The organism is Algoriphagus iocasae (genome assembly GCF_014206875.1).
Lineage (GTDB): Bacteria > Bacteroidota > Bacteroidia > Cytophagales > Cyclobacteriaceae > Algoriphagus > Algoriphagus iocasae.
The window spans coordinates 944558-963973 of record NZ_JACIJO010000003.1 but is presented as its reverse complement, the minus strand read 5'-3'; the positions used below and the strand labels follow the sequence as shown (position 1 = coordinate 963973).

Genomic DNA, 19416 nt, shown 5'->3' with positions numbered 1-19416 from the left:
AAGTTCAGTTAGTTCTGCAAATACAGAACTAAAAAATTTCTTTTTTGAGCAATAGCCCATATATTTCATATTGAAACAATAACAATCAACTCTTTTTACTATGCTTCAGCTTGTAGAGAACGCGAAGTCTACACCCAATAAAATAGCCATTGTTGAAAAAGACAATTCCTTCACTTTTCAAGAATTATTTGATCGAAGTAAAGAGATTGCTACTTTTTTATTGAAAGATAAAAGTGATTTATCGGAAGCGCCGGTGGCATTTATGGTCTCTCCAGGTTTCGAATATGTAGCAACACAATGGGGAATCTGGAGAGCGGGTGGTATTGCTGTTCCTTTATGTATTATCTATCCTCTACCCTCTCTTCAATACGTCATTGAAGATACCGGAGCCAACATAATTCTGGTTGGCGAAGAGTACGAAGAAATTCTAAAAACCTATAAAAGCGATCCATCTAAAACTTTTGCAACAGTCGCTCAAATAACAAATTCCAAAGAAGCCGACTTACCGGAAATTGAGAAATCAAGAGGTGCCATGATACTTTATACCTCGGGCACCACTTCACTTCCTAAAGGTGTTTTGACAACGCATTCTAACATAGAATCCCAAATTTCCACTTTGGTAAAAGCATGGGAATGGAGTTCCGATGATTATATCCTGGAAATATTACCCCTTCATCACGTTCATGGCATCATCAACGTTCTGTGCTGTGCATTATGGTCAGGTGCTACTGTTGAATTTCTAAATCAATTCAGTGCCAAAGAAGTCTTTAATATTTTCCTGCAAGGGAAATTAAATGTCTTTATGGCCGTTCCAACAATTTATTTTAAACTCATAGCTGAATGGGAAAAACTGACTGAAGAGGAGCAAAACGAACTGCATCAAGCCATGTCAAATTTCAGATTGATGATTTCAGGTTCTGCAGCTCTTCCTGTCTCAGTCATGGAAAAATGGAAAGAGATTTCTGGTCATTATTTATTGGAACGTTATGGAATGACCGAAATCGGAATGGCTGTCAGCAATCCTTATAATGGAGAAAGAAGAGCTGGACATATCGGTCAGCCTTTGCCTAGAGTTGAATTGAGAACTGTAGATGAAGAAGGCATAGAAGTTAAGGCAGGAGAACCTGGAGAAATTCAGATAAAAAGTCCATCGGTATTTAAAGAATATTGGGGAAAACCGGAGGCTACTGCCAAAAGCTTTACAGCGGATGGATGGTTTAAAACTGGAGATATTGCCGTTTTGGAAGATGGATATTACCGCATTTTGGGAAGAGATTCTATTGATATCATCAAATCCGGAGGATATAAAATTTCAGCTTTGGAAATCGAGGAGGTGCTAAGGAAATATCCACAAATCAAAGATTGCGGAGTGGTGGGAATCACAAATGAAGAATGGGGAGAATTGGTTGTAGCAGCTTTGGTTGCGGATGAGGAGTTTGATACTGATCAATTGAATATCTGGATGCGAGAAAGAATGCCAGCTTACAAAACACCAAGGAAATACATTTTCATCCCAGACCTTCCAAGGAATGCCATGGGAAAAGTGACTAAAAATGAATTGAAAAAGCTATTCTGATAGATTATGATAATTTACGGTTTAGCACTTCTTTCATTTTCATATCTCGTGGGTCAGTGGATTGGTGAGCTTTTAGGAAAACTTTTGGGCATCAATTCCAATGTCGGAGGAGTTGGTTTCGCAATGCTGATTCTGATGGTTCTCAAAGAGGTTTTTGAGCGAAAAGGTTGGTGGAAAGAGGATTTGATTCTGGGAATTGATTTCTGGAATAAGATGTATATCCCTGTCGTCATCGCTATGGCTGCAAGCCTAAATGTCAAATCTGCCATTTCAAGCGGAAACCTGGCCATTTTGGTTGGAATCATTCCTGTATTTTTAGGATTTGCTTTCTTCCCAGTTTTATTAAAAAGCTTTAAGCAATAATCAAATGGAAGAATTGCTAAAAGTGATTGACAAAAATGGCCTGATTGTAGGATTTCTATGTGTGGGACTTTTAACCCTTGGATCCAACTTTGTCTCAAAGAAATTTTTCAAATCCAGAATCCCTGGTTCTGCTATTGCCATTTTCTTGGGCTTAGTCTTAGGGTACTTAGGAGGATATTTTACCGGAGGGAACAAAGGAATCTCAGATATAGAAATCTTTAAAGGAATCGGAGTTTTAGGAGGATCCATGTTCCGGGACTTTGCCATCGTAGCGACTGCTTTGGGAGCAAGCTATTTATTGGTCAAAAAATCCGGGCTTCTCGGAATGATATCATTACTGTTTGGCATCCTAATTTTCTTTATCGCTGGAGTTGCAATTGCTTTTGCATGGGGATTTCGTGATCCCATCAGTCTTTGCACCATAGGAGCTGGAGCATGTACGTACATTGTTGGACCAGTTACTGGAGCTGCACTAGGAGCAAGCTCTGAGGTAATCGCTTTAAGTATTGGGGCCGGACTGGTCAAAACGATCGCGGTAACGATATTCACTCCTATTTTCGCTAAAAAAATCGGATTGGATTCACCCGGATCTGCCATGGCTTTTGGAGGCATTATGGGAACTTCCAGTGGAGTGGCAGCAGGTTTGGCAGCAACAGATCCAAAATTGGTTCCTTATGGCGCAGTTACTGCAACATTTTATACAGGTTTGGGATGCCTGATTTGTCCTTCTCTTTTCTTCTTGATTTTAGAAATGATTTTTGCCTGATTACTTCTCGATGTTTTCAGGTTCTTTATCAAAGTTGAACACTTTTATCCGGTGGTTTTTGCCCCAATCATACAGGGCGCCAATTACATCTTTCAGTGTTTCACCATATTCGGTCATGGTATATTCCACAGTCACAGGAAATGTATCATAGACCGTTCTTTTTACTAGGTGATTCATTTCTAGATCCCTCAATTCCTTAGAAAGCATTCGGTCCGTAATTCCAGTAACCTCCTTTGAAATCTCGGAAAATCGCTTCACTCCATGAAGCAAAGCTATAATGATTGGTAGTTTCCATTTACCACTCAGAATCTCCAACGCATCTTGAACAGGCAAAATTCTAAGCTTACATTCCCCTTTTTCTAATCGCTCTTCATTTTTCATGGGACAAATCTGGTGAAATAGACAAAACTATACAATAGTATAGCACTATACTTCAGTATAGTACTTACAAATGTATAGTGACTCACCCTACTTTTGAGAAAAAATAAACTAAACCATGAAATCAAGCATGACGCAAGGGCCATACTTTGGCATGATTGTCATCCATGCGAGATTCCATCTGGCCTTTGAAAACAAAATTACAAACAGATGAAAAACAAAATTATTTATTGGACAGCCACAGGATTGATATCATTGATGATGTTAATGAGTGCATTTGCGTATTTCAATGATCCTGCTGTTTCAGAAGGATTTACTTCAATGGGATTCCCTGACTACTTCCGGGTAGAATTGGGATTGGCAAAAATATTGGGTGTTTTGGTATTGCTACTTCCATTTTCTCCCAAGTTTCTAAAAGAATGGGCTTATGCGGGATTTGCAATCACATTCATTTCAGCATTTATTGCTCACTTTGTAAATGGACACCCTTTTTCGGCGATTATAATGCCGGTAGTAGCAGCTGCCTTGTTGATCACTTCAAGGATATACCTCAGTAAGCAATCAGCTTAAATTAAAACTAATCCAACTAGACCCAGAGCCAATCCTCTGGGTTTTATTTTTGAGAATTTTTGGAAACCTAGCTTCTTACACAATATACTAAGGTGTATGTGGAATAATCTCCAAATTTTCAAATTGATTTTAAACCATTCACCAAATAAAAAATCAAAATTACAAAGTGCGTATCGTAATTTTGATTAATGTCAAGAATCGGCCCTCTCTGTTTTTTTGTATTTCTGAATTTATTTTTCAATTCACTAATAGCAAATGCTCAATCCAGCATTTCAGGGATTGTTCATGATGCAAAAACCAATATTCCATTAGAGTTTAGTAGCATTTCTATTTTATCAGCTGGAGATAGCAGTTTGATTGATGGAAGTATTTCTGATGTAGGTGGGTTATTTCTCCTTGAAAAACTCAAACCAGGATCTTATTTCTTAAAAGTCAGCTTTATCGGATACCAAAGCAAAGCAACACCAATCTTTGACTTGGCAAAAAACGAGAACCGGAATTTAGGAATCATCAGCTTGGAACCTGATGAAACCATGATGGAAGGAATTGAAGTCCAAGGACAAAAGATTTCAACCAACTTCCAACTCGAAAAGCAGAGTTATTCTGCTGAAAACTTCCAAGCTGCACAGGGAGGAAATGCTGCCGATATCTTAAAAAATCTCCCTGGAGTTGCCATTAATGTGGATGGTCAGATTTCTATTAGAGGCACTAGCGGATTTGTGGTGATGATCAATGGAAAGCCTGTTCAATCAGACCCCATGATGATTCTAAGTCAATTGCCTGCCAACAGTATTGAAAAAATAGATTGGATCTCATCTCCTTCTGCACAATACGATTCTGAGGGAAAAGCCGGGATGATCAACGTGATTACAAAATCAGGAACTACTGATGGTCTCTACATGCAGTTCAATACCAAACTGGGAATGCCACCAATCGAAAATTATGGAAATGCAGAACGTGCGAAACGGTATGGAGCCGACTTTAACCTGAACTACCTTAAAGGCAAATGGGATATTTCCGTTGGAGCCAGTTTTCAACGAAATGACATCGCAGGAAGAAGAGTTGGGAATGTGATGACCATGTCGGGTGATACAACCACCTATTTTCCTTCCGAAGGTGAAAGAAGTATCGACGAAAAAAACTATTCCGGAAGATTTACAATTGGATATAATCCTTCCGAAAAAAGTGTTTTTAGCCTAGGATTTTATGGTGCTGTTAGAGACAAACTCCGAACTGCTGATATCTTGTATTATGACAATCACGCCATTGCGAACGGTCAGGAACTCTACAATTTTCAATATTTCAATGCCAATGACCAAAGACGAAGAGGTGATGTAGTTTTGGGAAGTTTAGACTATTCGCATGTTTTCGAAAACGAATCAAAAATCAGCACTTCCTTTCTCTATGAGTACAGTATGCTAGGTGGTCCAACTTCCAATCTAAACTTGGGTTATCCCGATCTTAGCAAGGTGTATCAGGAAGAATACAATACCAATGATAATCCATTGAATGGTATTCGATACAACCTGGATTATACCTTTCAACCATTTTCTTTCGGCCAGTTATTAGCAGGGTATCAATTCAGAAAACTCGATCATAAAGGTGACTTCCTATATGAAAGGAAGAACAATGAAACTGGTGAATTTGAATTGGTTCCAGACTTTTCCAGCAATGTGGAATTGAAAAGAAATATCCATTCGGCCTATATCCAACTTGACAAGAAATTGGAAAAGTTGAGTTATGGGTTGGGTGTCCGAGTGGAAAGTATGGACCGAAGTTTTGACCTAGAGGACAAGGCAGGAATTGTTGATACGGTTTACCAATACGATTTTATACGCCCATTCTTTAGCGGAAATTTAGGATATCAAGTGAATGAAGGGCTTCAGTTGAAAGCTAATTTCACCCAGCGTGTGGAGCGTACCACCACATTTAAAATGAATCCTTTTCCAGAAAGAGAGCATTCAGAAACCTTAGAGCAGGGAGATCCAAACTTGCTTCCTGAATTTATAAATCTTGCTGAAGTTGGCCTGATCAAAACCTGGAATGCTTCCAGTTTTTATGCGACAGCCTACCACTCCAGAGTGAAAAATCTGGTAAACAGAGTAAATACTGTTTACAATGACACGATTTTGAATAGAATCTATTCCAATGTTGGAACAGGAAAATCCACGGGAATTGACTTGGGACTTGAAATATTTCCAACCAGCTGGTGGAAAGTCTTCGGAGGATTAAACCTTTACCATTATTCTATAAAAGGCAGTTTTGATGATCGCCCAGTAAATACGGAGAGTTGGGTTCACTCGATCAATATCAACACCACTTTCACGCTCCAGAAAAACTGGAGTATCCAGGGAACTTTAAATTACCTATCGGAAAGAGTGACAGCTCAGGGAGAAGATTCTAGATTTTACACCCCGAGTATTGTCATCAAAAAAACTTGGCTGGACAACAGGCTCTCTGCCAATTTGATTTGGCAAAACATCGATATGGGAATTTTGGATACGAATGAACAACGAATTACCACTTATCGGGAAGGCGAATTCTATACGACTACAAATTATATCCAGGAAGTGGACATGGTCATACTGAACCTTTCCTATACGCTCAACCGTTCCAAGAACAAAGCTAAATTCGTCAAGAGTGAGTTTGGCGAGAAAGAGTTTTAACCAATTGGAATGAGCGATTCAAAAGAGATCTTAATTAAAAACATGGTCTGCCCAAGATGTATTGAGGCAGTAAAAAGGACAATGAATAAGTTGGACATCTCATTTCAATCAGTGGAATTGGGAAAAGTTATCCTTCAGGAAACTTTAACTGAGAAGCAAGAAGAGCTGCTTTCCTCTAAATTAGATAATCAAGGATTCGAACTTTTGAAAGGCGAAAAATCAGCGATTATTTCACAGATTAAATCCATTTTAATTGATCAAATTCATTATTCAAATGAACCTCTTCAAACCAACTATTCTACTTTTCTTGCAGAAAAATTAAATCAGGAATACTCCCATTTATCGCGGTTGTTTTCATCTGTTGAAGGAATCACGATAGAGAAATTCATCACCAAACAGAAAATCGAAAAGATCAAAGAGCTACTCATCTATAATGAGCTGACTTTATCCGAAATCGCATTTCAAATGGATTATTCCAGCGTAGCCTACCTTTCTACTCAATTCAAAAAAGAGACTGGGATGACTCCCTCTGAGTTTAAAAAAGACAAAAAATCAATTCGCAAGGGCCTTGACCAATTGTAAATTCATTAAGCGAATTCCTTACATTTAAAGATGGAAAAAACACAAGGTTTCCCCTCTTTACTCGCTTATTTTAGGGCAATTCAGCCCATTTCGGAAGAGGCAGCTGAAGCCTTAAATTCCATAGCTTTCGAAATAAAAACTCCCAAAAACAAACATGTCCAAGAAATTGGGCAAACTTGTCGCACCTATTATTTTGTCAGTTCAGGACTAGCAAGAATCTATTATTTGAAGGATGGAATTGATGTCACCGAATATTTTGCTTTTGAGAATGACATGATCATCCGAGCCGAAAGTTTGTTCTCTGGAAAGCCCAGCAAAAAGGCCATTCAAGCTATTGAAGACACCGAACTTATCGGAATTCCAGCGGCAAAATTGGAAACCTTATTTGATTCTTATCCGGAAATAGAAAGGCTATTTAGAAAAATGATGGAGATGTCCTACGTAGCTTATGTCAATAGAATTGAAAGTTTGCAATTTCATAGCGCTGATGAAAGATACCGACAATTACTAAGCGATTTCCCTTCGCTTTTGGAAAGAATCCCATTAAAACATATCGCATCTTTCCTTGGTATCACCCAAGTAAGCCTCAGTAGAATCCGGGCGAGCATCCGATGATTATTTAACAAATGTAAAAGGATCAGGAAGCAGGGATAGTGACCTTTGTGTCAAATTCTTATCTCTTGGCAAATCCTGTTTTAGGTCTTAAAGCAAACTGGAAACAATTCTTTGTCCTAGTCATTGTCAACGCTTTGGTTGGATCAATGCTGGGAATGGAACGTTCAATTTTCCCTCAGTTTGCTTCTGAAGTTTTCGGTCTGAGTTCCAATTTTGCTTTTTTATCTTTCATCACAGCATTTGGCTTTTCCAAAGCTATAACCAATTACCTGACAGGAAAATTTGCCAATAATTTCGGTCGAAAGAAGCTCTTGATTTTAGGATGGATTTTAGCCATTCCAGTTCCAATTCTTTTGATTTTTGCTAGCAATTGGAATTATGTTATTCTAGCAAATGTCCTTTTAGGAGTCAGTCAAGGCTTGACTTGGGGAAGTACGGTCATCATGAAAATCGACTTAGTCGGGGAAAAAGACAGAGGTTTTGCGATGGGGATGAATGAGTTTGCCGGCTATTTATCCTTGGGAGTCAGTGCCTATTTATCCGCGTACTTAGCTGAGAAATTCGGAGTATCCCCCACTCCGTTTTACATAGGAGTTGTCGTTTCAATTCTAGGATTACTCCTTTCTATTTTTCTGGTCAAAGACACCCATCACTTTGTGAAAAAAGAGTCAGAAACAGCAACATTAGAAAAAGTAGAACGAGTTTTCCTTCAGACCTCAATCAAAAACAAGACCTTAAGTAGCATCACGCAAGCTGGATTGATCAACAACCTTAATGACGGAATGGTCTGGGGACTTTTGCCGGTTTTATTATTATCCAATGGATTCAGTCTAAACCAAACAGGTGTAATTACTGCTACCTATCCTTTGATTTGGGGAATTGGTCAGCTTGGAACAGGGAAAATGGCAGATCTATTTTCTAAAAAGAAGATGATTTTTGGCGGAATGCTCCTTCAAGGTTTGATCCTCTTGCTTCTTCCAAATTTGATGAATTACCATCTTCAGATTTTATTGATGGTGCTTTTGGGTTTTGGAACAGCCTTGGTTTATCCCACATTTATGGCAGCAATCGCTGATCATACCCATCCAGTACAACGAGCAGAAAGTATTGGCACATTTCGATTATGGAGAGACCTGGGATATGCTTTTGGAGCCATTTTATCAGGAATTCTTGCTGACCAATGGGGAATTCCAACAGCTATTTTTTCCATTGGAATACTGACCATCGCTTCATCAGTTATCATAAAATTGAGAATGGAGGAAAGCTCTCCAGTCGACAAAATCTTATAAAAGAAGCTCAAAATTCCATAACAAAATTGGATGACATAATTCCGAAGTTTGTAAAGTCATTAGACCACAACAAATCATGTCAACCACTACAAGTAATATAGAATTAGTAAAAAACACTTTCCCAGTCACTGGGATGACTTGTGCATCCTGTGCCAATAGTGTTGAAACCATCTTATCCTATACTGATGGTGTAAAATCTGCTTCGGTCAATTTCGCATCCAATTCTGTTTTAGTGGAATATGATCCCAGCCAAATTCAACCTGAGGGTTTAAATGAAGCTTTGACCGAGATCGGTTATGGTTTGGTCGTCACTGAAGGAAATTCAGAAGAAGCCGGAGAGAAAGCACAGCAAGAATATTACGAACAAGTAAAGAAAAGAACGATTGGAGCAGCAATTCTGACCCTTCCGATATTTATTCTTGGGATGTTTTTTATGGATTGGGAACAGGGAAAATGGATTTCTATGGTTCTAGCCATTCCTGTTCTCTTCATTTTTGGTAAAAGCTTCTTTGTAAATGCCTGGAAGCAAGCCAAACATGGCAAAGCAAATATGGATACGCTGGTAGCTTTGAGTACTGGAATAGCCTTTGTTTTCAGTGTTTTAAACACGTTATTTCCGGAGTTCTGGACTGAAAGAGGGATTATGCCTCATGTTTATTTTGAAGCGGCTACTGTTATTATCACTTTTATCAGTTTTGGTAAGCTTCTCGAAGAAAAAGCAAAATCCAATACTACTACGGCTTTAAAAAAGCTGATGGGGCTCCAACCAAAATCGCTAAAAGCGATTATCGATGGAGAGGAAAAAGAAATCCCAATTTCAGAAGTCCAAAAAGGCTATGAAATCATCGTTAGACCTGGAGAAAAAATCCCTGTAGACGGGAATGTAATCTCTGGAAGCTCTTTTGTCGACGAAAGTATGATTTCTGGCGAACCAGTTCCAGTAGAGAAAAAAGAAAAGGATGCAGTCTTTGCAGGCACGGTCAATCAAAAAGGAAGCTTTCATTTCAAGGCTGAAAAAGTAGGTAGCGAAACCCTCCTTTCCCAAATAATCAAACGAGTTCAGGAAGCTCAAGGCAGCAAAGCTCCAGTACAGAAATTGGCGGATAAAATTGCGGGGATCTTTGTCCCTACAGTAATTCTGATTTCTATTATAACCTTTGGAGCTTGGATGTTTTTTGGTGGAGATGAGGCATTTACCCATGCGCTTCTGACTTCCGTGACAGTCTTGGTGATTGCATGTCCTTGTGCTTTGGGCCTTGCCACCCCTACCGCTATCATGGTGGGAATTGGAAAAGGAGCAGAAAACAATATCCTGATCAAAGATGCCGAAAGCTTGGAATTGGCGCACAAAGTAAATGCGATTGTCTTAGATAAAACTGGAACCATCACAGCAGGAAAACCAAGTGTAAGCAATGAAAAATGGCTTTCTGAAGAAAATAAAGGGAATTTCAATCCAATTCTTCTGGCTATTGAATCCAAGTCAGAGCATCCATTAGCGGAGGCAGTTTCTAAGCATTTGGTAGAAAGCCAGGTCAAAAAATCCACTATCAAGAATTTCCAAAGTATCACTGGGAAAGGAGCCAAAGCAGAGGATGAATCAGGAATGACCTATTTCGTCGGGAATCAAAGATTGTTGGAATCCGAAGGAATTTCGATTTCAAATGAGTTTGAGAAGAAAGCGAATCAATGGAAATCAGAGGCCAAAACCGTGATTTACTTTGCCAATAAAAATGAACTTCTTGCAGTTTTATCCATTTCTGATGAAATCAAGCCTAGTTCAAAAAAGGCAATCGAGGAGCTAAAAAACCAAAAGATCGATGTCTACATGCTTACTGGAGATAATCAGCAGACAGCGGCAGAAGTAGCCAAGCAAGTTGGTCTGACTGATTTTAGATCGGAGGTTTTACCTTCTGACAAATCAGAATTCATCAAGGACCTTCAAAGCCAGGGAAAAGTCGTCGCGATGGTCGGCGATGGGATAAATGATTCCGAAGCTTTGGCACAGGCAGATGTCAGCATTGCGATGGGTCATGGATCTGACATTGCTATGGATGTGGCTAAAATGACCATTATATCTTCCGATTTAGAGGCAATTCCAAAGGCTTTAAGGCTTTCAAAAATGACTGTTCATGGAATTCATCAAAACCTATTTTGGGCATTTATTTACAATCTGATTGGGATTCCGATTGCAGCTGGATTGCTTTATCCAATTAACGGATTCTTGTTGGATCCGATGATTGCTGGTGGAGCAATGGCATTCAGTTCCGTCTCGGTAGTTTTGAATAGTCTTAGGTTAAAGGGTAAGAAAATCTAGCATTTGGTACAAAGTACAATGTCTAAAGTACCAAGTTGAGTAAATCAACCTTACAACTTTACAACCTTTCAACACAACTATTGATTTAAACCCATTTTAAAACATTGAATAGATATAAAATAGAAATAGGATTTTCAAATTTGTCAGTCCGAGCGGAGTCGAGGACCCGGCTTCGACTCCGCTCAGCCTGACATTTAATATTTTTACTAGAAAAAATAGAAAGTCCTCAAACTGATTAAATATTAAATTAATACTGATCCATTATGAAAACTCAAAAATTCAAAACCAACATCAATTGCGGTAATTGTCTGGCTAAAGTCACTCCAATGCTAAATGCAGAACCTAAAATCCAATCCTGGAATGTAGATCTGGAGAGTGATGATCGCATTTTAACCGTAGAATCTGAGGATATTACTCCCGAAGAAGTCTTTAAAACGGTGATCAAAGCAGGATTTATTGCCAAACCTGAATAAATTGCAATTGAATTGAAATTTCAGGAATGCGAAAAATCTTATTGTTCTTTCTGCTTTTTACCTTAATTGCCAGTGCAAAAGCACAAACAAATTTGGCATTGCCAGTGGTCAAATCAAGTATTAAAGGGATCAATGTCTACGGAAAACCTATAGACAACCAAACCAGATGTCAGCATTGGCATTCTGATTTGGATATTATTGCGATCAAATTTAAATGCTGCGAAAAGTATTATCCATGCTATTCTTGCCATGAGGAAACTGCAGATCATGATCCTAAGGTTTGGCCAAAATCTGAATTTGATTCGAAAGCAATTCTTTGCGGAGTTTGCGGCACAGAATTGTCAATAGCTGATTATCAAAGCAGTAACAACACCTGCCCAAATTGCAAAGCAGCATTCAATCCTGGATGTAGTAACCACTACCATTTGTACTTCGAAACAGATAAGAAGAAAATAGAATAACCTAAATCATAAAAAAAGCATAATTTTACAGCGTTGAAAAAGACTATTTCCATAGCACTATCCTTCATCCTGCTTTTCGTAAGCATTGGGATGGCTAAATCCACTCATTTCTGCGGTGGAATGGAGATGTTGAGTGAAATGTCTATTAAAGCGTCTCACATCAATTGTGGGATGGAGCAGAAAACTCCAGATTGTGATTCTGACGAAGACCATCCAAATCATTTCAAGTCCTCCAATTGCTGTGACAATGAATTTGAGGTAATGAATATGGATGAAGATTTCAGCTTTGCAAAAGCTGGGATCAATCTTCATCTCGATTTCGCTGTCGCATTTGTACATACTTTTATTTTTAACGGAAACATTCAGGAAACTTCAATTGCTGAATATTCCTATTACACCCCTCCCTTTCTGAAACAGGACCATCAAGTTTTGTTTCAAACTTTCCTTATTTAATACTGTGATGCTCTGAGGTGAAAACCTCAATCCTTTCCAAACCTTGTAAATCAAGATTGGTCAATTCCTATTCTGGTCATTTTATCAGATACATCACATGTTAAATTCTATCATCAAGTACTTTCTTGAAAATAAACTGGTAACAGTTATCCTTTTGATCGCTATGATCCTTTGGGGAATTATTACCGCTCCATTTGGTTGGGAAGTAGGTTCATTACCTTCTGATCCAGTGCCTGTGGATGCTATTCCGGATATCGGAGATAACCAGCAAATTGTTTTTACCAATTGGCCGGGAAGATCTCCTCAAGATATTGAGGATCAAATTTCCTATCCTTTGACCACCTATTTATTGGGAATTCCGGGGGTAAAATCCATCCGAAGTTCTTCCATTTTCGGCTTTTCCAGCATTTACATCATATTCAATGAAGACACTGAGTTCTATTGGTCAAGGTCAAGAATTCTTGAAAAACTGAATTCCTTGCCTTCGGGATTATTGCCTGAGGGAGTTCAACCAGCTCTTGGTCCTGATGCAACCGCCTTGGGTCAGGTTTATTGGTATACCCTTGAAGGCCGGGATTCCAACGGAAATCCAACCGGAGGCTGGGATCTACACGAAATCAGATCGGTTCAGGATTTCTATGTTAAATATGCTTTGAATGCTGTCGAAGGAGTTTCGGAAGTAGCATCTATTGGGGGCTATGTGCAAGAATATCAAATCGACGTAAATCCTGATGCGCTAAAAGCATTCAATATTCCTCTGACGAAAGTCATGGAAGCGGTAAAGAAATCTAACCGTGATGTTGGAGCCAAAACCATCGAAATAAATCAAGCTGAGTATTTGGTTCGAGGCCTGGGATACATCAAAAATCTAGAAGATATAGAAAAGGCAGTGGTTGCTGTACAGGACAATGTCCCTATCCGAATCAAGGATATAGCTGTTGTTTCTTTGGGACCTGCCAATAGAAGAGGAGCTTTGGATAAAGACGGAGCAGAAGTCGTTGGCGGAGTTGTTGTCGCAAGATATGGAGCTAATCCACTTGCTGTGATTCAGGATGTCAAGGGGAAAATCTCAGAAATCAGTTCCGGTTTACCTAAGAAAACATTGGCAAATGGCACCGAAAGCCAACTGACCATAGTGCCATTTTATGACCGTTCCCAGTTGATAAACGAAACCTTAGGAACTCTAGAAGAAGCTTTGACTTTGGAGCTCTTGATCACCATTTTGGTAGTTATTGTGATGGTTTATAACCTTCGGGCTTCACTATTGATTTCCAGTTTATTACCAATATCCGTTTTGATGGTATTCATTGCCATGAGGTATTTTGGTGTGGATGCTAACATCGTAGCATTATCGGGGATTGCCATTGCCATCGGTACCATGGTCGATCTGGGAATTATACTTTCCGAAAACATCATCAAACACATCGATGAGGCACCTGAGGAACAAAAACTAATTGACACCATTTACAAGGCATCCTCAGAAGTAGCAACAGCTATACTGACAGCTGTTTCCACAACGATTGTCTCCTTTATTCCGGTATTTACATTAGAAGCGGCAGAAGGAAAGTTGTTTGGGCCTCTTGCTTTTACGAAGACTTTTGCTTTGGTAGCTGCATTAATTGTCTCCCTTTTGATTTTGCCTAGTTTGGCGCATTTCTTTTTCGGGATCAATCTTAAAAAATCAAAATTCCAGAAATTCATCCCTGTAGCCCTTTTGGTTTTAGGAGTCATCAGTTTGTTTTTCGGATACACCTGGGCTGGTGTAATGCTTATCTTATTCGGAGCATTGAGTTTTGGAAAGTCCTATATGAAGACTTCAGGAATTCCATTAAGCAAACGAACAAACAGCATTGTAAAAAATGCGGAACTCTATCTGGTGGTGATCGGGGTGGTTTGGCTACTAGCAAAATACTGGCTTCCACTTGGACCTGCAGAGAGTCTATTAATCAATTTCATCTTTGTAGCCTTTCTTGTTGGATTGATTTTAGGTGCTTTTGCTATTCTAGAATACTATTACAAAAGTATCTTGAAATGGTGCCTCGACCATAAAAAAGCATTTCTGAGCATTCCTGCAATCCTCATTCTGCTTGCTGGAAGTATATGGTTGGGAGTAAATGGCATATTTGGATTCATCCCGAAAGGATTTGATGCCATAGGTGTGAATATTCGACCAACCAAAGTTTGGGCTTCATTGACCCATACTTTCCCTGGAATAGGAAAAGAATTTATGCCATCCTTGGATGAAGGAAGCTTCTTGTTGATGCCAACATCCATGCCTCATTCAGGAATTGAATTCAATGGCAAAGTCGTTTCTCAGCTAGATATGATGCTGACTAATATTCCAGAAGTGGAATTAACAGTCGGCAAGTTGGGTAGGGTTGAATCGGCATTGGACCCCGCTCCTATCTCCATGTATGAAAATGTGATCAATTATAAGCCTGAATACATTTTGGATGAAGATGGGTATCGCTTAAGATTCCAAACCGACGACAATGACCGATTCATTTTGAAATCCGGAGATACATTATCCAATCAGGATGCCATCGCAAAAGGAATTAAAAAATCACAATTGATGCCAGATGAGGATGGCTTGTACTATCGAAACTGGAGAAGCCATGTGAACTCCCCAGATGATATTTGGAATGAAATCCTCAAAGTCACCAAAATCCCGGGAGTGACTTCAGCACCAAAATTACAGCCAATAGAAACGCGCTTGATCATGCTTCAAACTGGCATGAGAGCTCCTATGGGAATCAAAGTATATGGACCTGATTTACAGACGATTGAAAATTTTGGATTAAAGTTAGAAAGCATCCTGAAAGAAGTTCCTTCTGTCAAAGCAGAAGCAGCTTTCGCAGATAGAATTGTCGGCAAACCTTACTTGCTTTTGAATATCAAAAGAGATGAAATTGCCCGCTATGGATTAAACATCGAGGATGTACAGCAAACGATAGAAACTGCGATTGGAGGAATGAATATCACCAACACGGTGGAAGGTAGAGAGCGATTCCCTGTAAGGGTTAGATATCCGAGAGAGCTTAGAGATGATCCAGAATCATTGGGAAAAATCTTGATTTCTACACCTACCGATGCTCAGATTCCATTGGCACAGATTATCGATTTTGAATATCAGAGAGGACCTCAAGCCATAAAGAGTGAGAATACGTTCTTGGTAGGATATGTCTTGTTTGATAAAAGAGATGGTTTTTCCGAAGTCACAGTAGTCAATGATACACAAAGGATGATTCAGGAAAGAATTGATTCCGGTGAATTGGAGGTCCCTGCAGGAATTAACTTTAAGTTTTCCGGAAGTTATGAAAATCAGGTTCGAGCAGAAAAACGTCTCTCGATCATTGTTCCTGTGGTTCTGGGGCTGGTATTCCTAATACTTTATTTCCAGTTCAAATCCGTGACTACCTCCATGATGGTATTTACCGGAATTGCGATGGCATTTAGTGGTGGATTTATGATGCTCTGGTTTTACGGACAAGATTGGTTCGCAAATTTCAGCCTCTTTGACACCAATATCAGGGAATTATTCCAGATGAAAACAATCAACTTGAGCGTGGCTGTTTGGGTAGGTTTTATCGCATTATTTGGAATTGCAACGGATGATGGCGTGTTGATGGCGACTTATTTGGATCAAAGTTTCGAAAGAAACAAAACGGATAACCTGAAAGGAATCAGAGAAGCAATCATTGAAGCGGGCCAGAGACGGATCAAGCCAGCTGTCATGACTTCAGCCACCACAATCATCGCCTTACTACCTATTCTCACCTCTACAGGTCGGGGATCGGATATTATGATTCCAATGGCCATTCCTGCGTTTGGAGGGATGATCGTCGCGGCAATTACCTACTTCATTGTACCTGTCCTTTACAGTATCAGAGAAGAGTACAAACTCAAAAAAATCAGCAAATGAAAAATCATATGAATAAATGGATCTTCTCTTTGCTCCTTGTGATTTTCACTGGCATTTCAGCTTATAGCCAATCACTGAATGACTATCTGAAAATTGCAGCCGAAAATAATCCAGGTCTGAAGGGAAGTTACAAGGAATTTGAAGCTGCTTTAGAAAAAGCGGCACAAATCCGAAGTCTGGCTGATCCTACGATTTCTTTTGGATATTTTATTTCTCCAGTAGAAACACGCGTAGGGCCACAGCGGGCAAGACTTTCACTAAACCAGATGTTTCCATGGTTTGGAACATTGAAATATTATGGAAGAGGTTCTGAAGCTTTGGCGGAAGCCAAATTCCAATCCTTTCTCAATGCAAAGAATAAACTTTATTACGATGTCAGTTCCGCTTATTACCCACTTTATGAGTTAGAGCAATTCATCGAAATCGAAAAGGAAAACATAGAGATCCTTCAAAACTATAAAGCATTGGCTACCAATCAGTTTTCGAATGGAAAAGGATCGATGGTCGATGTATTAAGGGTCGACATCATGCTAAAAGACGCTGAAACGAATCTCAGCATCTTGGAAAAACAAAGAAAACCATTGCTCTCAGCTTTCAATAAGCTGCTAAATCGAGATGAAAATGAAGTCGTAGAAATTGAAGACTTCCAATATGGAGAAAATATTCCTAATGAATATAGAAGAGATTCTCTGCTGGAATCCAATCCAATTCTTCAGGAATTTGATTTTAAAATTGCCGCTGCAGAATCCAATGAACGCACAGCTGCTAGCCAGTCTATGCCAAAAATCGGCGTGGGTTTAGATTATGTTTTCATTGGAAAGAGAGAAGACATGATGGTAGATGATAACGGAAAAAATGCCTTTATGCCAATGGTTTCAATGAGCTTGCCGATTTTCTCAGGAAAATATCAAGCTGCAAAAAAAGAAGCTCAGCTGATGCAAGAGGCCTATCGATATCAAAAAGAGGATTTTGAAAACCAATTGATAAGCTCCTATGAGAAGTTGGATTTTGGGATTACCAAACAGCAGGAATTGATCGAATTGTATGAAGAACAGATGGAGCAAACTAACCAATCATTGGAATTGCTTTATACTTCCTATTCCAATTCCGAAAGTTCCATCGAGGATGTGCTGCAAATGCAGCAACAGTTATTGAAATATCAAAAATTAAAAGTGACTGCAGAGACAGCACTAAAAATAAACATTGCGGAAATAGATTATCTCACTGCAAAATCATTTGACCAATGAAAAAGCTACAAAAACATGTTCTGATCATATCCATCGGAATGTTATTCACAGGGCTGTTGGCTGGGTATCTTATTTTTGGAAATTCGAATTCCCAAGAGGAGCATCAACATGACCTGACCGAAGTTAATGGCGTCTGGACCTGCTCCATGCATCCCCAGGTGAAACAAAATGAACCCGGAAGCTGTCCCATTTGCGGAATGGAGTTGATTCCTTTAGAAAGTGATGATGAATCTATAGATCCACTTGCCATCAGCATGTCCCCTACTGCCATGCAATTGGCCAATGTGCAGACTGCAATCGTAGGAAATTCCGGCGGCAATAAATCTGTAAAACTAAGTGGGAAAGTTCAAGCTGATGAGCGTCTCAACTATACTCAGACTTCCCATATTCCAGGGCGAATCGAAGAATTAAAAGTGAATTTCACCGGTGAATTTATCAGCAAAGGTCAGGTGATCGCAAGTATCTATTCTCCTGAATTGACTACTGCTCAAAATGAATTATTGCAGGCCTCGAAAATTCAAGATTCACAACCTGAACTATTCCAAGCTGCCAAAAACAAACTGAAAAACTGGAAAGTATCTGACGAGAAAATTTCAGAAATCCTTAACAGAAATACGATTTTGAGAAACTTCCCAATCAGAGCCAATGTCTCTGGGTATGTGACCGCGAAATTAGCCAACCTCGGTGATCACCTCATGCAGGGACAGGCGATATATGAAGTGGCTGACCTATCTCGGGTTTGGGTCTTATTTGATATTTATGAGACGGATCTTTCTTGGATTCAAGTAGGCGATGAAATTGAATACAGTATCCAATCTTTGCCAGGAGAAACATTTAAAGGCAAAATCAGCTACATCGATCCTTTGATTGACCCAGCTTCAAGAGTTGCCAAAGCGAGAATTGAAGTTTCAAATCCTAAGGGAAAACTAAAACCTGAAATGTTTGCTTCTGGAACCATCAAAGCAGGTTTAAAAGCAAATTCAGCAACTCTTTCCGTTCCAAAATCAGCCGTATTATGGACTGGAAAAAGATCGGTTGTCTATGTAAAAAACACCTCGGAAAATGGCATCAGCTTTAAACTAAGAGAAGTAACATTAGGACCATCACTTGGAGATACTTATATAATTGAAGATGGTTTAGAAATTGGAGAAGAAATCGCTATCAATGGCACTTTCAGCATTGATGCAGCAGCACAACTCGCAGGGAAACCTAGCATGATGAGTCCTGATGGAAATGAAGTTTTGACCGCAAGTCAAAACCCCTCAGTTTCTACAATTTCTATTTCAAAAGAAGATAAAAATGATCTAAAACCAGTTTATGAGAACTATCTAAAATTAAAGGATGCTCTGACCAATGATGAAATGGATAAATCCAAGGAAGCTGCAAAATCAATGAAAGAATCAATTAAAGAGGTTAATATTGCTTTATTTTCAAGAGATGCTCAAGCCAAATGGAAGAATATTAAAAGTAATCTCAAAAGTGGATTACTGGCTGCAAATTCTGCCAAGAGCATTGAAGAATTAAGGAAAAGTTTTCTGGATATTTCTAATGAAATGATCAAAATGACAGAACAATTTCATGCTTATTCTGGAACTTTGTATGTGCAGCATTGTCCAATGGCTGATAGCAATAAAGGAGCAGATTGGCTGAGTTTAGAACAGAATATTGTCAATCCATACTTTGGAAAAGCCATGCTGACCTGCGGTGAAGTCACCAAAACATTGAAATAAGCTCATTCTTT

16 protein-coding genes are annotated in these 19416 nt (G+C 39.1%); 15 read left to right on the top strand and 1 reads right to left on the bottom strand.

Going from position 1 to position 19416, the window contains the following annotated elements:
• Positions 1 to 100: 100 nt before the first annotated feature.
• The 3 genes from FHS59_RS18280 to madM are packed head-to-tail and all read left to right on the top strand — an operon-like array spanning position 101 to position 2705.
• Complete coding sequence (locus FHS59_RS18280) at positions 101 to 1576, top strand: acyl-CoA synthetase (RefSeq protein ID WP_184496807.1); 1476 nt, start codon at positions 101 to 103, stop codon at positions 1574 to 1576.
• Between the two features lie 6 nt (positions 1577 to 1582).
• Positions 1583 to 1939 carry a malonate transporter subunit MadL gene (madL, locus tag FHS59_RS18275; RefSeq protein WP_184496806.1) on the top strand — a complete coding sequence of 119 codons (357 nt, stop codon included), beginning with the start codon at positions 1583 to 1585 and terminating at the stop codon, positions 1937 to 1939.
• A 4-nt stretch (positions 1940 to 1943) separates the two neighbouring features.
• The gene (gene madM, locus FHS59_RS18270; protein WP_184496805.1) at positions 1944 to 2705 is read left to right on the top strand and encodes a malonate transporter subunit MadM; all 762 of its coding nucleotides are present in this window, start codon (positions 1944 to 1946) and stop codon (positions 2703 to 2705) included.
• Here madM and FHS59_RS18265 read toward each other — a convergent pair whose 3' ends face one another.
• Entirely contained in the window at positions 2706 to 3086 is a 381-nt protein-coding gene (locus FHS59_RS18265) for a winged helix-turn-helix transcriptional regulator (RefSeq protein ID WP_184496804.1), read from the bottom strand.
• Between the two features lie 207 nt (positions 3087 to 3293).
• On the opposite strand from FHS59_RS18265, the gene FHS59_RS18260 reads away from it, so the two are divergent.
• From FHS59_RS18260 to FHS59_RS18205, 12 genes are all read left to right on the top strand, one after another.
• Positions 3294 to 3653, top strand: a complete 360-nt coding sequence (locus FHS59_RS18260; RefSeq protein WP_184496803.1) for a DoxX family protein — start codon at positions 3294 to 3296, stop codon at positions 3651 to 3653.
• Positions 3654 to 3841: 188 nt separating this feature from the next.
• A complete protein-coding gene (locus tag FHS59_RS18255) occupies positions 3842 to 6319 on the top strand; it encodes a TonB-dependent receptor domain-containing protein (RefSeq protein WP_184496802.1) in 2478 nt (825 codons plus the stop codon).
• 9 nt (positions 6320 to 6328) lie between these two features.
• Positions 6329 to 6901, top strand: a complete 573-nt coding sequence (locus tag FHS59_RS18250) for a helix-turn-helix domain-containing protein (RefSeq protein ID WP_184496801.1) — start codon at positions 6329 to 6331, stop codon at positions 6899 to 6901.
• A gap of 30 nt (positions 6902 to 6931) precedes the next feature.
• A complete protein-coding gene (locus tag FHS59_RS18245; protein WP_184496800.1) occupies positions 6932 to 7516 on the top strand; it encodes a Crp/Fnr family transcriptional regulator in 585 nt (194 codons plus the stop codon).
• 65 nt (positions 7517 to 7581) lie between these two features.
• A complete protein-coding gene (locus FHS59_RS18240) occupies positions 7582 to 8805 on the top strand; it encodes an MFS transporter (RefSeq protein WP_221444536.1) in 1224 nt (407 codons plus the stop codon).
• A 76-nt stretch (positions 8806 to 8881) separates the two neighbouring features.
• The gene (locus FHS59_RS18235) at positions 8882 to 11119 is read left to right on the top strand and encodes a heavy metal translocating P-type ATPase (RefSeq protein ID WP_184496798.1); all 2238 of its coding nucleotides are present in this window, start codon (positions 8882 to 8884) and stop codon (positions 11117 to 11119) included.
• Between the two features lie 263 nt (positions 11120 to 11382).
• Positions 11383 to 11592, top strand: a complete 210-nt coding sequence (locus FHS59_RS18230) for a heavy-metal-associated domain-containing protein (protein WP_184496797.1) — start codon at positions 11383 to 11385, stop codon at positions 11590 to 11592.
• 26 nt (positions 11593 to 11618) lie between these two features.
• On the top strand, positions 11619 to 12053 hold the full coding sequence (locus FHS59_RS18225) for a CHY zinc finger protein (protein WP_221444535.1): 435 nt from the start codon (positions 11619 to 11621) through the stop codon (positions 12051 to 12053).
• 33 nt (positions 12054 to 12086) lie between these two features.
• Positions 12087 to 12506 carry an HYC_CC_PP family protein gene (locus FHS59_RS18220; protein WP_184496796.1) on the top strand — a complete coding sequence of 140 codons (420 nt, stop codon included), beginning with the start codon at positions 12087 to 12089 and terminating at the stop codon, positions 12504 to 12506.
• A gap of 97 nt (positions 12507 to 12603) precedes the next feature.
• Positions 12604 to 16428: an efflux RND transporter permease subunit gene (locus tag FHS59_RS18215; protein WP_184496795.1), complete on the top strand. Its 3825-nt coding sequence runs from the start codon at positions 12604 to 12606 to the stop codon at positions 16426 to 16428.
• Positions 16425 to 17675, top strand: a complete 1251-nt coding sequence (locus FHS59_RS18210) for a TolC family protein (protein ID WP_184496794.1) — start codon at positions 16425 to 16427, stop codon at positions 17673 to 17675. The genes FHS59_RS18215 and FHS59_RS18210 overlap by 4 nt, the downstream gene beginning before the upstream one ends.
• Positions 17672 to 19405 (top strand): efflux RND transporter periplasmic adaptor subunit, encoded by a 1734-nt coding sequence (locus tag FHS59_RS18205; protein WP_184496793.1) that lies wholly within the window; start codon positions 17672 to 17674, stop codon positions 19403 to 19405. The genes FHS59_RS18210 and FHS59_RS18205 overlap by 4 nt, the downstream gene beginning before the upstream one ends.
• Positions 19406 to 19416 lie beyond the last annotated feature (11 nt).